The organism is Corynebacterium zhongnanshanii (assembly GCF_014490575.1).
Lineage (GTDB): Bacteria > Actinomycetota > Actinomycetes > Mycobacteriales > Mycobacteriaceae > Corynebacterium > Corynebacterium zhongnanshanii.
The window spans coordinates 1,315,284-1,328,604 of the sequence record NZ_CP061033.1; the positions used below are offsets into that span (position 1 = coordinate 1,315,284).

Annotated in this window: 12 protein-coding genes; 2 read left to right on the top strand and 10 right to left on the bottom strand. The window is 62.4% G+C overall.

The features are described 5' to 3' along the window. Nucleotides 1-5 precede the first annotated feature (5 nt). Both IAU67_RS05890 and gatB read right to left on the bottom strand, forming a co-directional pair. Nucleotides 6-1,502, bottom strand: coding sequence for an ABC transporter transmembrane domain-containing protein (locus tag IAU67_RS05890; RefSeq protein ID WP_151841777.1), 1,497 nt, complete (start codon nucleotides 1,500-1,502; stop codon nucleotides 6-8). Further along, a complete protein-coding gene (gene gatB, locus IAU67_RS05895) occupies nucleotides 1,503-3,020 on the bottom strand; it encodes an Asp-tRNA(Asn)/Glu-tRNA(Gln) amidotransferase subunit GatB (RefSeq protein WP_187767867.1) in 1,518 nt (505 codons plus the stop codon). 99 nt (nucleotides 3,021-3,119) lie between these two features. On the opposite strand from gatB, the gene IAU67_RS05900 reads away from it, so the two are divergent. Beyond that, the gene (locus IAU67_RS05900) at nucleotides 3,120-3,911 is read left to right on the top strand and encodes a DUF4261 domain-containing protein (protein ID WP_187767868.1); all 792 of its coding nucleotides are present in this window, start codon (nucleotides 3,120-3,122) and stop codon (nucleotides 3,909-3,911) included. A gap of 50 nt (nucleotides 3,912-3,961) precedes the next feature. Here IAU67_RS05900 and IAU67_RS05905 read toward each other — a convergent pair whose 3' ends face one another. The 5 genes from IAU67_RS05905 to gatC are packed head-to-tail and all read right to left on the bottom strand — an operon-like array spanning nucleotide 3,962 to nucleotide 8,825. After that, a complete protein-coding gene (locus tag IAU67_RS05905; RefSeq protein ID WP_151841780.1) occupies nucleotides 3,962-4,990 on the bottom strand; it encodes an ATP-dependent 6-phosphofructokinase in 1,029 nt (342 codons plus the stop codon). Between the two features lie 10 nt (nucleotides 4,991-5,000). Continuing rightward, nucleotides 5,001-6,323 (bottom strand): MFS transporter, encoded by a 1,323-nt coding sequence (locus IAU67_RS05910; RefSeq protein WP_151841781.1) that lies wholly within the window; start codon nucleotides 6,321-6,323, stop codon nucleotides 5,001-5,003. 18 nt (nucleotides 6,324-6,341) lie between these two features. Continuing rightward, nucleotides 6,342-7,013, bottom strand: coding sequence for an NUDIX domain-containing protein (locus tag IAU67_RS05915; RefSeq protein ID WP_151841782.1), 672 nt, complete (start codon nucleotides 7,011-7,013; stop codon nucleotides 6,342-6,344). After that, the gene (gene gatA / locus IAU67_RS05920) at nucleotides 7,013-8,509 is read right to left on the bottom strand and encodes an Asp-tRNA(Asn)/Glu-tRNA(Gln) amidotransferase subunit GatA (RefSeq protein ID WP_151841783.1); all 1,497 of its coding nucleotides are present in this window, start codon (nucleotides 8,507-8,509) and stop codon (nucleotides 7,013-7,015) included. The genes IAU67_RS05915 and gatA overlap by 1 nt, the downstream gene beginning before the upstream one ends. Nucleotides 8,510-8,516: 7 nt before the next feature. Beyond that, complete coding sequence (gene gatC / locus IAU67_RS05925; protein WP_151841784.1) at nucleotides 8,517-8,825, bottom strand: Asp-tRNA(Asn)/Glu-tRNA(Gln) amidotransferase subunit GatC; 309 nt, start codon at nucleotides 8,823-8,825, stop codon at nucleotides 8,517-8,519. Nucleotides 8,826-8,852: 27 nt separating this feature from the next. Here gatC and IAU67_RS05930 point away from each other — a divergent pair, with 27 nt between their 5' ends. Further along, entirely contained in the window at nucleotides 8,853-9,515 is a 663-nt protein-coding gene (locus IAU67_RS05930) for an ACT domain-containing protein (RefSeq protein ID WP_151841785.1), read from the top strand. Nucleotides 9,516-9,562: 47 nt separating this feature from the next. Here IAU67_RS05930 and ilvA read toward each other — a convergent pair whose 3' ends face one another. The 3 genes from ilvA to IAU67_RS05945 form a co-directional block, all read right to left on the bottom strand. Continuing rightward, complete coding sequence (ilvA, locus tag IAU67_RS05935; RefSeq protein WP_151841786.1) at nucleotides 9,563-11,104, bottom strand: threonine ammonia-lyase, biosynthetic; 1,542 nt, start codon at nucleotides 11,102-11,104, stop codon at nucleotides 9,563-9,565. Between the two features lie 23 nt (nucleotides 11,105-11,127). Beyond that, the gene (locus tag IAU67_RS05940) at nucleotides 11,128-12,555 is read right to left on the bottom strand and encodes a cation:dicarboxylate symporter family transporter (RefSeq protein WP_151841787.1); all 1,428 of its coding nucleotides are present in this window, start codon (nucleotides 12,553-12,555) and stop codon (nucleotides 11,128-11,130) included. 76 nt (nucleotides 12,556-12,631) lie between these two features. Then, nucleotides 12,632-13,300 (bottom strand): 3'-5' exonuclease, encoded by a 669-nt coding sequence (locus IAU67_RS05945; RefSeq protein ID WP_151841788.1) that lies wholly within the window; start codon nucleotides 13,298-13,300, stop codon nucleotides 12,632-12,634. Between the last annotated feature and the right edge of the window lie 21 nt (nucleotides 13,301-13,321).

Consider the following 13,321-nt stretch of genomic DNA (forward strand, 5'->3'; position numbering starts at 1 on the left):
ATCACTCACAGCCGCACCACCTGATCCGCCACGGACTGCCAAGCACGGGATGTGGAAATGACCACGGTGGTATAACCCTGGCGCATGGCCTTCACGTTGTGGGCCACGCGGTCAAGGGTGACCGCGTCCAGCCCGGTGGTCGGCTCGTCCAGAATGAGCACGGCGGGACGGGCGGCCAGAAAGCGCGCCAAAGCCACGCGCTGGCGCTGGCCGCCGGAGAGGGTCAGGCCGGCCTCCCCAATGAGCCCCTCGAGCCCGCCGAGACGAGCAAGGATGTCTCCGCATTCGGCCACATGCAGGGCGGCAAGCTGGTCTTCTTCGTCCGCGGCCCAGATGTTATCCCGCAGCGTGCCTTCAAACACGGACACCGTATGGGGAGCCGCCACTGCCCCATCCCGCGTGAGCGCAGCCACCCGGCGATGGACCTCCGCCAGGCTGTCCTCCGTCTCCGCATGCCAGACTGTGAGTCCCTCGGGTAGCGCGACTTCGCCCGTTACGTCCTCGGGCTGCGCCTCCAGCTCCTCCAGAAGCTCGCGAACGCGCGTGGACGCCGCCATGCCCCTGCCCCACAAGTCAGCCATGACATTCAGGGACTGCCCCGTCACCATCAGCGACGGCGGTGCCAACAGCACCGTCGTCAGCAGCTGCCCGGAGGTGATCGCGCCCGCGTGAGCGAGCCAGCCGCCCAGGACGATCACGGCGATGGTGAAGGCAGTGGGCACCAATTGTCGAAGGAACATCACCAGGGAGGACACTGTGGCGTCGGTCAGCATGGCGCGCAATGCGCGGTCGGTCACCTCGTCGAAACGGCGGCGCGTAATGTCCACGGCGCCCAGTCCCTTGATCACGCGGGAGCCTTGCGCCACGTCCGTGGCCAGCGCAATGGCGCGGCTTTCCTCCACGCGCCGCTGACGGGCGACCCGGGCAATGGGGGCGGACGTGACATAGCTCGTCACCGCGGTACTTGCCCCGCCCAGCACCAGAAGCAGCGATATCCAGGGTGAGGCTGCCCACAACGTGACAGCCGAAGCGAAGAGAAAGCCCAGCATCACCAGCGGAAAGTTAAGGATCTGCTTCAACTGCCCCAGTTGCTTGGAATCCTCGTCCACAGTGTTGAGTACGGTGCCCGAATGGACCGGCCTGCCCGCCTGAATCAGGCGGCCGGTGAGCAACAGACGCAGATCATGGACGGCCCGCGCCTCGGAGAGGTCCGTCAACGCGTCGCCGGTGATGGAGCCCAGCCATGCGCAGAAGAGGCACAGCACCAGCAGCAGGCAGGGAATGAGCAGTGCCCCGCCGTCGGTGATGCGCCCCACGATCAAGGAGGTCAACGCGCCTGTCGCCGCGTCCGTCACGGTTCCCGCCACAATGCCCACAACCGCCGCGGGGTAGGACGTCAGCATGTCCCAACCCACGCGGCGGTCTGCGTTCCACCTCTCCAGGTGGAGTTGATGGGCGGTGCGTGGCGGATGCGCAGGAGCGAACCATCGCCACGTACTCACCTAGCTCAGCTTCTTAGCAATCAGCTGGTTCACTTGGCCTGGGTCGGCCTTACCCTTGGTGGCCTTCATCACCGCGCCAACGATCGCGCCGGTGACCTTGGTGTTTCCGGCCTTGTACTTCTCCACGATGTCTGGGTTGGCGGCCAGTGCCTCGTCGACGGCGGCCTCGATAGCTCCGTCATCACGCACGACCTCCAGGCCGCGGGAAGCGACGACCTCATCGACGTCGCCCTCGCCTTCTAGCACGCCGTCCACGGCTTGGCGCGCCAGCTTGTTGGTCAGCTTGCCCTCGCCCACGAGCTCGATGACACGTGCCACCTGAGCCGGGGTAATGTTCAGTCCGTCAAGCTCCACGCCCTGCTGGTTGGCCTTTCCGGCAAGGTAGGCAACCCACCAGGAGCGAGCCTCCGATGGCTGCGCGCCTGCCTCCACCGTCTCGATGATCAGGTCCAGTGCGCCGGCGTTCACCAGGTCGCGCATCTCCTCGTCCTTGAGCTTCCACTCTTCCTGGATGCGGGCGCGGCGGATCCATGGCATCTCCGGCAGGGTGGAACGAATCTCCTCCACCCACTCCTCGGGGGCCAGCACGGGTGGCAAGTCGGGATCGTTGAAGTAGCGGTAGTCCGCCATGGTCTCCTTCGGGCGCCCCTTGGAGGTGGTGCCGTCCGTCTCCTGGTAGTGGCGGGTCTCCTGGACAATCTCCACGTCGTTGAGGATGCACGCAGCCTGGCGCTGCATCTCAAAGCGCACGGCCTGTTCCACGGACTTCAGAGAGTTGATGTTCTTGGTCTCCGTGCGGGTGCCGTACTCCGTGGCTCCCTTCTTCATCAGGGAGAGGTTGGAGTCCACACGCATGGAGCCCTGGTCCATGCGTGCGTCGGACACTCCCAGAGCCTTCACGAGCTCGCGCAGTGCGGTGACGTACGCCCGGGCGACCTCAGGGGCGCGCTCCCCCGCACCCTCGATGGGCTTGGTCACGATCTCGATGAGGGGCACACCTGCGCGGTTGCAGTCCACCAGGGATGCGGTGGCGCCATGGATACGGCCGTCCGCGCCACCGAGGTGGGTGAGCTTGCCCGTGTCCTCCTCCATGTGCGCACGCTCGATCTCCACGCGCCACTCGGTGCCGTCCTCCAGCACAACGTCCAGGTAGCCGTCGTAGGCGATGGGCTCGTCGTACTGAGAGATTTGGTAGTTCTTCGGCTGGTCCGGGTAGAAGTAGTTCTTCCGGGCGAAGCGGGAGTAAGGGGCGATGGAGCAATTCAGCGCCAGGCCAATTTTGATGGCCCATTCCACGCCCTGCTTGTTCACCACGGGCAGTGCACCGGGCAGTCCCAGGGAGCATGGATCAACGTTGGAGTTAGGATCGTCGCCGAATTCGGCGGACGACGTGGAGAACATCTTCGTTTTCGTGGCGAGTTCCACGTGAACTTCCATACCCATGACGGGGTCGAAGTGCTCGAGAACCTCGTCGAAATCCAGTACATCATCTGAGTAGTCGTACACAGGCGCAGTCATGTGTGCCATCTTAATACGTATCTGGCTCTGTGTAACTGTGAGGTCGTGAATTGCCGATGTGCCCTCGCGATGCCGCGTACGCCTTGTACCCTGAAGGGCATGACTACCGAAACTCCCCACCTCATTGATCAGTCTTTCATTCGGCACCCTTTGCTGAATATCTTGTTGCTGTCCCGCGTTCCTACGCGTGACGAGATTGAGCAGGTATTAGCGGCAACATTTGGCCCCCGTCTGGGCGAGAAGAAGAACACGGAACACGCCGTGGCCGTGGAACTGGATGATCACTATTTGGTGCACGCCATGGTGCTGGATGCCCCGCCTCAGGATCCTCAGACCACGTATGAGCTCCACCCCGTGCTGACCGAGGACCCCTCTGGCCTGGAGAAGGTGAGCGCCCAGATTATGCTGTCGATCCTTCCCGATAATGAATGGACGGCAAAAGCCAAGCAATTCCGTGAGCCTCGGTTACACGAGATTATGCTTCATGCCCAGGCCACGGCGGCGCTGGCCGCATTGGAGGGCGTGGAGGCTATTCATAATACGGTGGGAGACGTGACCATTTCTCCGCGTGTGTTTGTGGAGGCAGTGACCAATAATGATCCCGCGATGTTTAGCACCAGCGTGTGGCTCACCCAGGGCGAGCGCGGCATTACCGCCTACACGGTGGGCATGGTGTGCGCGGGCCACCCGGAGATTATGGCCGTGGATTCCACGCAGGATCCCACGAAGCTGTTTTATTCCATGCTCAATGTGGTCAATTACGCACTGTTGGTGGATGCGCTGAAGGATGGCGATACGTTTGCCTTTGAGCCCGACGCCGAACCTCTCTCCATCACAGCCGGCCCCTACATTTCGGATCCCACTATTCCGGCTGTGCACGTTCCCCTCTAAGGGGAGCGCAGCTTAGCGCTAAGGGGGGTCCTGATCAGCCGAGCAGGTACTCAGCCGAACAGAGACGTTGCAGTGCGGTAGCGACTCTCTGGGACAACCTTGAGCTCCCCCACGGCCGCTTCGAAATCGATGAGCTCAATGTTTTCGCCCTTGAGGGCCACCACCTTTCCAAAGTCGCCATTCATGGCGGCTTGGGTGGCATTCACGGCAAAGCGCGTGGCGAGGACCCGGTCGAAGGCCGTGGGGGTTCCTCCGCGCTGGATGTGACCAAGAACCGTGGAGCGGACATCAATATCCAGACGGTTTTCCAATTCTTTGCGCAATTCACCGCAAATATCTTGGAACTTTTCGTGCCCGAATTCGTCCACTTCCCGATCTTTGGTGTGGAACGATCCCTTTTTCGGCAGCGCGCCTTCGGCCAAAACGATGATGCCGTATTTTTCACCCATCTGGAATCGCCTGGCCATCCGCTTTTCCACGTCATCAATGTCAAAGGGAAACTCGGGGATCAGAATGTCGTGCGCGCCACCGGCCATGCCCGCGTGGAGGGCAATCCATCCTGCGTGGCGGCCCATGACCTCCACGATCATCACGCGATCGTGAGATTCGGCAGTGGTGTGCAGGCGATCAATCGCGTCCGTGGCCACGGCCACCGCGGTGTCGAAACCGAAGGTATAATCGGTGCCGTTGACGTCGTTATCGATGGTCTTGGGCACACCCACCACGGGGACGCCGTTGTCGTGGAGAAAACGCGCGCCCTTCAACGTGCCTTCACCACCGATGGGGATGAGCGCGTCGATCTCTGCATCCCGGAGGTTGTCCTTCACCCGGTCAATTCCCGCCATGAAGTCCCGGGGATGCAAGCGACCGGTGCCCAGGATCGTGCCACCGCGTAGCAAAATGCGGTCGATGTGCTCGTCGTCGTAGAGCTGGACTCGGCGGTCTTCCAGTAGGCCTTCCCAGCCGTCCTCAAAACCTACGACCGTGTGGCCGTGAGTTGCTGCCGTTCGGACAATTCCCCGGATCACGGCGTTCAGCCCTGGGCAGTCACCACCGCTGGTCAAGGTCGCAATACGCATGCCCTCGATACTACTGTTCCTTCGCCCGCGATGCAGCCCACAAGCCCACACACAACATCACCAGCGCCGGCACCAAGGACTCAGCAAACGCGGCGGCGCTACCCATATCAACCCGAGCTTGCAGCACCGCAGCCAGCACGGCCGTTCCCGTAACCGCGCCCAGCTGGCGCATGAAGTTATACATGCCCGAGCCGGCACCAGCCACTTCCCCGGGAAGATCGCGCAGCGTCAGCGTGGAATTAGGCGACCACACGCACGCGTTACCGAAGCCCAGCACCACCATCGCGCCGGTAACCCACCATGCGGACACCTCCGGACGCAGGCAGAACACCAGCATCGCCACGCCCACTGCCATCATGAGGAAACCCGCCATGGACACGGGCCTCGGATCCTGGCGATCCACCAGCCGCCCCACATACGGCGCCAGCACCCCGGCGATGATGGACATCGGCGTGACCATCAGCCCCGCAGCCAGGGGGCTCACATGCTGCACATCCTGCAGGTACATCATGACGGGCACCATCATGCCGGCGATCGTGAAGCCCATCGCGAAGATGGAGACATTGCCAAAGGAGAAATGCCGACGACGAAACAGGCCCACGGGCAACAGGGCGGTCTCGGACAGGCGCGCTTGGCGTCGGATAAACATCACAGCAAGCACCAGCCCCGCCGCAAGTAACCACACATGGGCGCGTTCCTGGATTGAAAACACCACGCAGGAAATACCCACGATGGACAACACGATGGACGGGCCATCGATGCGGGACTGGGTGGTCTCCAGGTTCGGAACCCACCGCAGCACCAGCGCCAGCGTGACAAGTCCCAGGGGGACATTGATCAAAAAGATCCACTGCCAACTCGCCAGTTGGGTAATCACGCCTCCGAGCAGCGGACCCAGAAGATTGGACAAGCCGGCCACCGCGCCCCACACGCCCAGGGCGGCACCGCGTTTGTCCCGAGGGAACACACGATTGATGACCACCATGGTCTGCGGCGCCATCATGGCACCGCCCACCCCCTGGGTGGCACGGCCGGCGATCAGCACCTCGATACCGGGCGCCAGGCCACACACCACGGAGGATGCGGTGAAGAGCACAAGACCACACAGGTAGACCCTGCGCGGGCCGCACCTGTCCCCCAAACGGCCCATCACCAGCAGGGGCACGGCGAACGTCAGGAGGTAGACGCTGTGGACCCACATTGCCTGGGAATAGCTGGCCTGAAGCTCCTCCTGGATCGCGGGCGTGGCCACGGAGACGATGGACTGATCCAGCAGGATCATGAAAAAGCCCACGCACAAGGCGGAGAGGGCACGCCAGGCTTGTGTCATCATCACACCCTTTGTGTAGCCCTAGTCCGCATCCCGGTTCGGGGCTTCGTTCGTGTTGTGGTCCAGTTCGCGCAGCGCAGCGCGGAGCTGTGGGAGGCTCGCGGCGAACGCAGGCATCAGCGGCAGGTCCTCCACGTTATTCCAGGGGACCCAGCGCAGCTCGTCGGACTCCCACGTGGTGGCCACGGACAGCTCGGAGGGCGCGCGCCCCAATACAGTGGTGTAGGACCATTCGGTGACAGACGTGTCTTGGTACTCCCACCAGTACTGCTCGCCCAGGCCGTAAATCAGGTGGGATCCATGCTCGGGATGAACGATGGGATTGCGTTCCAGCCATGCATTGGACGGGTGGGCCTCGGCCAGGAGAGGCTCGTCCTCCGGGAGGACCGGACGGCGGGCCAGAGCATAGGCAACCTCCCGGCGCGTGGTGACCACGGAGCCCATCACGGTGATCAGCGCTGGATCAATGCCGGTCTCCTCGTGGTTCTCCCGCAGGGCGCCCTCAACGGCGCTCTCCCCGACCTCGATCGCTCCCCCGGGTAGCGCCCACGTTCCGCCTTGGACGGTGAGGACGGAACGGTGTTGCATGAGCACGCGGTTATCCGGGGAAAACAGGCATAGGCCGGCGGCGCCGAGGGTTCCCCACATCCGGGAACCGTCCGCGGCTACTGCCCAACCATCGCCCGTGTGCATTAGCTGGCGCGACCTGCCTCAAAGGCTCCACCCACGCGGTAGAGAATGTCGTCGCCGTGGGCAGGTCCCATGATCTGCAGGCCGGTGGGCAGGTTCGTGTCTGTCGCAAAGCCGCCGGGGACGGACATGCCACACACGCCGGCCAGGTTCAGCGGCAGAGTGAACAGGTCGAAGGCGTACATCGCCAACGGATCGTCCACCTTCTCCCCCAGCTTGAAGGCGGTGGATGGGGTCACGGGCGCCACGATGGCGTCCACCTGGCTGTAGGCCTTCTGGAAGTCCTGGGCGATCAGGTTACGCACGCGCTGTGCCTGCAGGTAGTAGGCGTCATAGTAGCCCACGGACAGGGCGTAGGTGCCGATCATGATGCGGCGCTTGACCTCGGGGCCGAATCCTTCGGCGCGGGTCAGGGACATCACTTCGTCGGCGGAGTGGGTTCCGTCGTCGCCCTTGCGCTGGCCATAGCGCATGCCATCGAAGCGGGCGAGGTTGGAGGACACCTCACACGGCAGGATCAGGTAGTACGCATTCAGGGCGTGATCGAAGTTCGGGCAGTCGACCTCCACCAGCTCTGCGCCCTGTTGCTTCAGCTGCTCCAGGTTCGCGTGGTACAGATCCAGCACGCCAGACTGGAAGGCCTCGGGGCGCTCGAACTGCTTCACCACGCCCAGCTTCACTCCGCTGAGGTCGCCGGAGGCTCCCTGGCGGGCTGCCTCAACTACGGGGGCGATGGGGCGTCGGGAGGAGGTGGAGTCGTGATCGTCGTGACCGGCGATGACCTCGTGCAGCAGCGCGGTGTCCAGCACGGTGCGGGCGGTCGGGCCACCCTGATCCAGGGAGGAGGCGCAGGCAACCAGGCCGTAACGGGACACGGTTCCGTAGGTGGGCTTCACACCCACGGTGTTCGTCAGTGCTGCCGGCTGGCGGATGGAACCACCCGTGTCCGTTCCGATGGCCAGGGGTGCCATGCCGGAGGCCAGCGCGGCGGAGGATCCACCGCCCGATCCGCCGGGGGTGCGCTCCGTGTCATAAGGGTTGCGGGTCACGCCATAGGCGGAGTTTTCGGTGGAGGAGCCCATGGCAAACTCGTCCATGTTGGTCTTGCCGAGGATCGGGATGCCTGCGTCGCGCAGGTTCTTGGTGACCGTGGCGTCGTAGGGGCTGATGTAGCCGTCCAGGATCTTGGAGGCGCAAGTGGTCGGCGCGTCCGTGGTGGTGAAGACATCCTTCAGGGCAAGAGGAACGCCAGCCAGAGCGGAGGCGGGCTTGTCGCCGGCCGCGATGGCGTCGTCGACCTTCTTCGCCGCCTCCAGCGCCGCCTCAGGTCCCACGTGCAGGAACGCGTTGATGTCCGGGTTGAGGGATTCAATGCGGTCCAGGTGTGCCTGCGTGACCTCTACGGAGGTGATGTCACCGGCGTGGATTTTCTCCGCCAGGTCTGCGGCGGTCCACGTGGTGTAATCGGATTCGTTGTATTCGCCTACTACGTAATTCATCTTCTTTTTACTCCCCACCCAGGATCTGTGGAACTTGGAAACGCTGCTCTGCCTGCTCTGGAGCCTGGTCCAGCGCCTGCTGTGCGGTCAGCGATGGGATCACTACGTCGTCTCGCATGACGGAGACGTCACCGTCAACGTTTTGCGTTGGGTGACTGAGCGGCTTCACGCCGGTGGTGTCTACCTTCCCGATGGCGGCAACATGTTCCACGATGCCGTCAATTTGGGTGGCGTATTCCGTCAATTCTTGTTCTGTGAGCGTCAAGCGGGCCAAGCGGGCCAGGTGTGCAACGTCGTCGCGGGAAATCTCAGACATGTAGTCCACTCTAGTACACTGGGGCACATGTCTTTTTTGATGCGTGTCCGTATGCCCGATTTGCCGGGTGCCCTGGGTCTGCTTGCTGCAGCGCTGGGGACGGTCGGCGGTGACATCCGCGGCGTGGACATCGTCGGGCACGATGAAACTGGTGAGGTCATTGACGATATTGTGGTCAGCCTGCCGTCTGGTCGTCTTCCCGATGCGTTGATCACCGCCGCACAGGAGATTGACGGTGTGTACGTGGATTCCATTCGCCCGTACTCCGGCACCGTTGACCGTCGAGGCCAGGTGCAGATGCTTGCGGGCGTTGCAGAACGACGACGCCAACTGGATCATGCCCTGAGCATCATGATGAAGGACCTGCCTCAGTCCATGACGGCTGGGTGGGCGATCATGCTAAAGACCACGCCCAATACCCATCGTGTGGCTGCCTCCGACGCCGCCCCCGAAGATAACGGCCGCGTGCTGGATGCACCTCCCGTGGAGGAGGCTCGGGTGCTGCGCCCCGAACGTGAGGACTGGATCCCACCCAACTGGTCAGTGATGGACTCTGCGCTGGCGGCCACGCCGGTAGAGGGAACGGACCTGATCCTGGTCATCGGGCGCCCCGGCGGCCCGGACTTCCTGCTGTCCGAGGTGGAGCATCTCCGCCAGGTGGGCACCATCGTGGGTGCGTTCTTCAGCTGATGGGCTGATGAGCTAGTGAGCTCATCAGGAGAATTAAGGATGGCGCCTTAAGCCCTCTGGGAAGGCTGCAGGAAGAACTTGTAGGCCTCGCTGTCGGACACGTCCGTGGCGTGGTAGCCCAGCTGCGTCAAGTGCTCCTGGAAGTCCGGATCCGCGGACACGTTTTCAAACGCCGTGAGGATGCGGCCGTAATCCATGCCGAAGGAACGGTAGTGGAACATGGAGATGTTCCAGCGTGTTCCCAGCACCTCGAGGAATCGCTGGAGTGCACCAGGGTGTTCGGGGAACTCGAAGCTGTAGAGGGTCTCGTCCACATGAGTCGGCGGCTTGCCGCCGATCATGTAGCGGACGTGCTCCTTGGCCATGTCATCATCGGACAGGTCCACCACTCCGTAGCCTGCGGCCTCGAGGTCCTTCATAATCTCGGCGCGCTCCTTGGCGCCTTCGGTGATTTTCACACCCACGAAGATGCGGGCTGGTCGTTCGCCCTCGCGCTCATCCACGCGGTAGGAGAATTCGGTCACGGCGCGACCACCCAAGACGCGGCAGAACTTCAGGAAGGATCCTTCCACCTCTGGGATGGTCACTCCGAAAATGGCCTCGCCGCCTTCGCCCAGCTCCGCGCGTTCGGAGACATAGCGCAGGGAGTGGAAGTTCATGTTCGCGCCGGACAGGATGTTCACCAGGGTCTCCCCCGCGATGCTGTGCTCTGCAACGTAGCGCTTCAAGCCGGCGAGAGACACGGCGCCGGCGGGCTCAGCAATGGCGCGCGTGTCGTCGTAGATATCCTTCGTGGCCGCCGAGATTTCATCGGAGGACACGGTGATGACGTCGTCCAGGTACTCGGTGCACAGACGCAGGGTCTCTGCACCGATCTGCTTCACGGCCACGCCCTCGGCAAAGAGGCTGACGTGGTCCAGGGTCACAGCCCGGCCTGCCTTCAGGGCGGCGCTCAAGCACGCGGACTCCTCCGGCTCCACACCGATCACGCGAATGTCAGGATTGAGCTGCTTCAAAAGCACGGCCACGCCGGCGGCGATTCCGCCGCCTCCCACGGGAACGAAGACGCGGTCGACCGTGGGCAGGGACTGGAAGATCTCCAGGCCAAGGGTGCCCTGGCCGGCGATGACGGCCGGATCGTCGAAGGGAGCCACGAACACCATGCCGTCGCGTTCCGACAATTCAATGGCCTTGGCCTTGGCCTCATCGAAGTTCGAGCCGTGCAGCAGGACTTCGCCGCCAAAACCCTGGACGGCGTCGATTTTAATGGTCGGCGTGGTCACCGGCATCACGATGATGGTGCGGATCCCCAGTTCGCGACCAGACAGGGCCACCCCCTGGGCGTGGTTGCCCGCAGAGGCGGCCACCACGCCGGCGGCGCGCTCGGTCTCGCTGAGTTGTGCCATCCGGTTGAATGCACCGCGGATCTTGAAGCTGTGCACGGGTTGCAGGTCTTCTCGTTTAATGAAGACGGTGTTTCCCAGTCGCTCGGAGAGCGCCTTCATGGATTCCAGTGGCGTGTGAATGGCCGCCCGATAGACAGGGGCGGCCACGATTTGCTTGAGGTAATCAGCACCAGTCAGTGACATGGTTGCCGATTATAGTTCCACGGCTACTTCTCGTAGTCCTTGAGGTTCACCTGCGGGGTTGGCTGCAGGTCATCTGCCGGGTTCTCCACCGACGGATACGCCAGGTTCACGTCATGACCATCGTCTTCGCCGGGAACGTACGGATCCTCCCCGTTCAGCACGCGGTGGACTTGCTCCTTATCGACGGTCTTGGTCCACGTTCCCACCAGGAGAGTAGCCACGGAGTTACCGGCGAAGTTCGTCAGGGCGCGAGCCTCGGACATGAAGCGGTCGATACCCACGATGATGTCCACGCCGTTCAGCAGCTCTGGGCGATGCGATTGCAGGCCCGCGGCCAGGGTGGCGATACCGGCGCCACTCACGCCGGCGGCTCCCTTGGAGGCGATCATCATGAAGACCAGCAGACCGATCTGCTCGCCAATGGTCATCGGCATGTTCATCGCGTCCGAGACGAAGATGGCTGCCATCGTCAGGTAGATGGCTGTGCCATCCAAGTTGAAGGAGTAGCCGGTGGGTACCACGATGCCGACGGTGGACTTGTCCACGCCGATGTGCTCCATCTTGCGCATGAGGTTCGGCAGAGCGGACTCGGAGGAGGACGTGGCGAAGATCAGCAGGAACTCACGACCCAGGTACTTCGCCAGCTTGAAGATGCTAAAGCCGGTGAACACCTGGAGTACCAGGCCGAGGATTCCGAAGACGAAAACCACGCAGGTGATGTAGAAGCCCAGCATCAGCACACCCAGTTGGATGACTGCGTCCAGTCCCGTGCCCGCAACCACGCCAGCGATCGCACCGAAGGCGCCGATGGGGGCGAGCCACAGGATCCAGGACAGGATCTTGAAAACGAGGCGCTGGAGCATCGCCACAAAGTTCAGAATCGGCTCCCCTGCCGGCCCCATGGATTGGGTGGCGAAGCCCACCAGCAGGGCGATGAAGAGCACCTGGAGAACGGATCCGGAGGTGAAGGCGCTGAAGAAGCTCTCGGGGATGATGGATTGGACGAATCCAACCAGACCCTCGTGGTTGCCTTCTGCTTTCTTGATCAGGGCGCTCGCATCACCGCCGGTGTGACCCACGTTCAGGCCGTCTCCGGGCTGAAGCAGGTTTCCCACGATCAGGCCCACTCCCAGCGCCAGGGTGGACATCGTGATGAAGTATGCCAGGGCGATTCCGCCGGCTTTACCCACGGAGGCTGCCGCACGGACTGATCCGATGCCCAGCACGATAGTGCAGAAAATCACAGGAGCGATGATCATCTTGATCAGGCTCACGAACATCGTTCCGAGAACCTTGAAGTTGATCGCAATGCTGGGGGCAACCAGCCCAAAGACGATACCGCCAATAACGGCGATGATCACTGCGATGTATAGCCAGTGCGTGTGGTCCTTGCGCGGCTTTGAGGATGCCGCGATCTGCGGACCATTACCACGGTCGTGTGTGGATGCCATGGGTCTTCTCTTTTCTGTGTGGACACAAGTCGTGAAAGCGTCAGACAGAATGTTACGCCCCTGTGGCCTCCAACCACTACACAATCAGCGGCCAGGACGTTTTCACGTCCGCCTCTTTGCCAATGCGTGTGAAGTACTCCTGCAGATCGGTCTGTGCTTCGTAGTGCCACGTAGCCTGTGCGTGCATGAGTTCATCGCCAGTCATGGAGACGATCTCAGGGTAGGCGCGGCTGAGTTTCCAGGCCACGCGAGCCGCAGCAATGGCGTCTGACGTGGCTTCATGCGCATTCTCAACCGGCACTCCATAGTGCTCGCTGACGCTCTCCAAGGTCTTTTTCCCCTTGCGGTATTGGTCCATCTTCTTGTCGATCACCAGCGGATCCACAACCAGGCCGTCGATCGTGAATGAGGGGTCCAAGGACTTCAGCACGGAGAGGTCATAGGGGGCGTTGTAGACAATGAGCGTTGCCCCCTGAGACCACCCCTCACGAATGCGATTTATTGTTTCTTTTAGAACTTCTTCGTGATCGCGACCATGCTCGCGGGCATAGTCCGTGGTGATTCCGTGCACGTCGCTGGCGGCCTTGGGAATCTCGATGCCGGGGTCGGCCAGCATCTCGAGGTCCTGGCGCTCACGCCCACGGATGGTAACCAGCGCACTGGTGACAATGCGTGCAGTTGTGGGGTCCACTCCGGTGGTTTCCAAGTCGAAGCTGAGCATGTGTGAGGGGTCGAATCCGTTCATGCTCACCACTCTAGTGGCTAG

Coding starts and splice junctions, on each gene's coding strand:
- gatB (WP_187767867.1), bottom strand. CDS start 3,020: ATGACTGCGCCTGTGTACGACTACTCAGATGATGTACTGGATTTCGAC.
- IAU67_RS05900 (WP_187767868.1), top strand. CDS start 3,120: ATGACTACCGAAACTCCCCACCTCATTGATCAGTCTTTCATTCGGCAC.
- IAU67_RS05905 (WP_151841780.1), bottom strand. CDS start 4,990: ATGCGTATTGCGACCTTGACCAGCGGTGGTGACTGCCCAGGGCTGAAC.
- IAU67_RS05910 (WP_151841781.1), bottom strand. CDS start 6,323: ATGATGACACAAGCCTGGCGTGCCCTCTCCGCCTTGTGCGTGGGCTTT.
- IAU67_RS05915 (WP_151841782.1), bottom strand. CDS start 7,013: ATGCACACGGGCGATGGTTGGGCAGTAGCCGCGGACGGTTCCCGGATG.
- gatA (WP_151841783.1), bottom strand. CDS start 8,509: ATGAATTACGTAGTAGGCGAATACAACGAATCCGATTACACCACGTGG.
- gatC (WP_151841784.1), bottom strand. CDS start 8,825: ATGTCTGAGATTTCCCGCGACGACGTTGCACACCTGGCCCGCTTGGCC.
- IAU67_RS05930 (WP_151841785.1), top strand. CDS start 8,853: ATGTCTTTTTTGATGCGTGTCCGTATGCCCGATTTGCCGGGTGCCCTG.
- ilvA (WP_151841786.1), bottom strand. CDS start 11,104: ATGTCACTGACTGGTGCTGATTACCTCAAGCAAATCGTGGCCGCCCCT.
- IAU67_RS05940 (WP_151841787.1), bottom strand. CDS start 12,555: ATGGCATCCACACACGACCGTGGTAATGGTCCGCAGATCGCGGCATCC.
- IAU67_RS05945 (WP_151841788.1), bottom strand. CDS start 13,300: ATGAACGGATTCGACCCCTCACACATGCTCAGCTTCGACTTGGAAACC.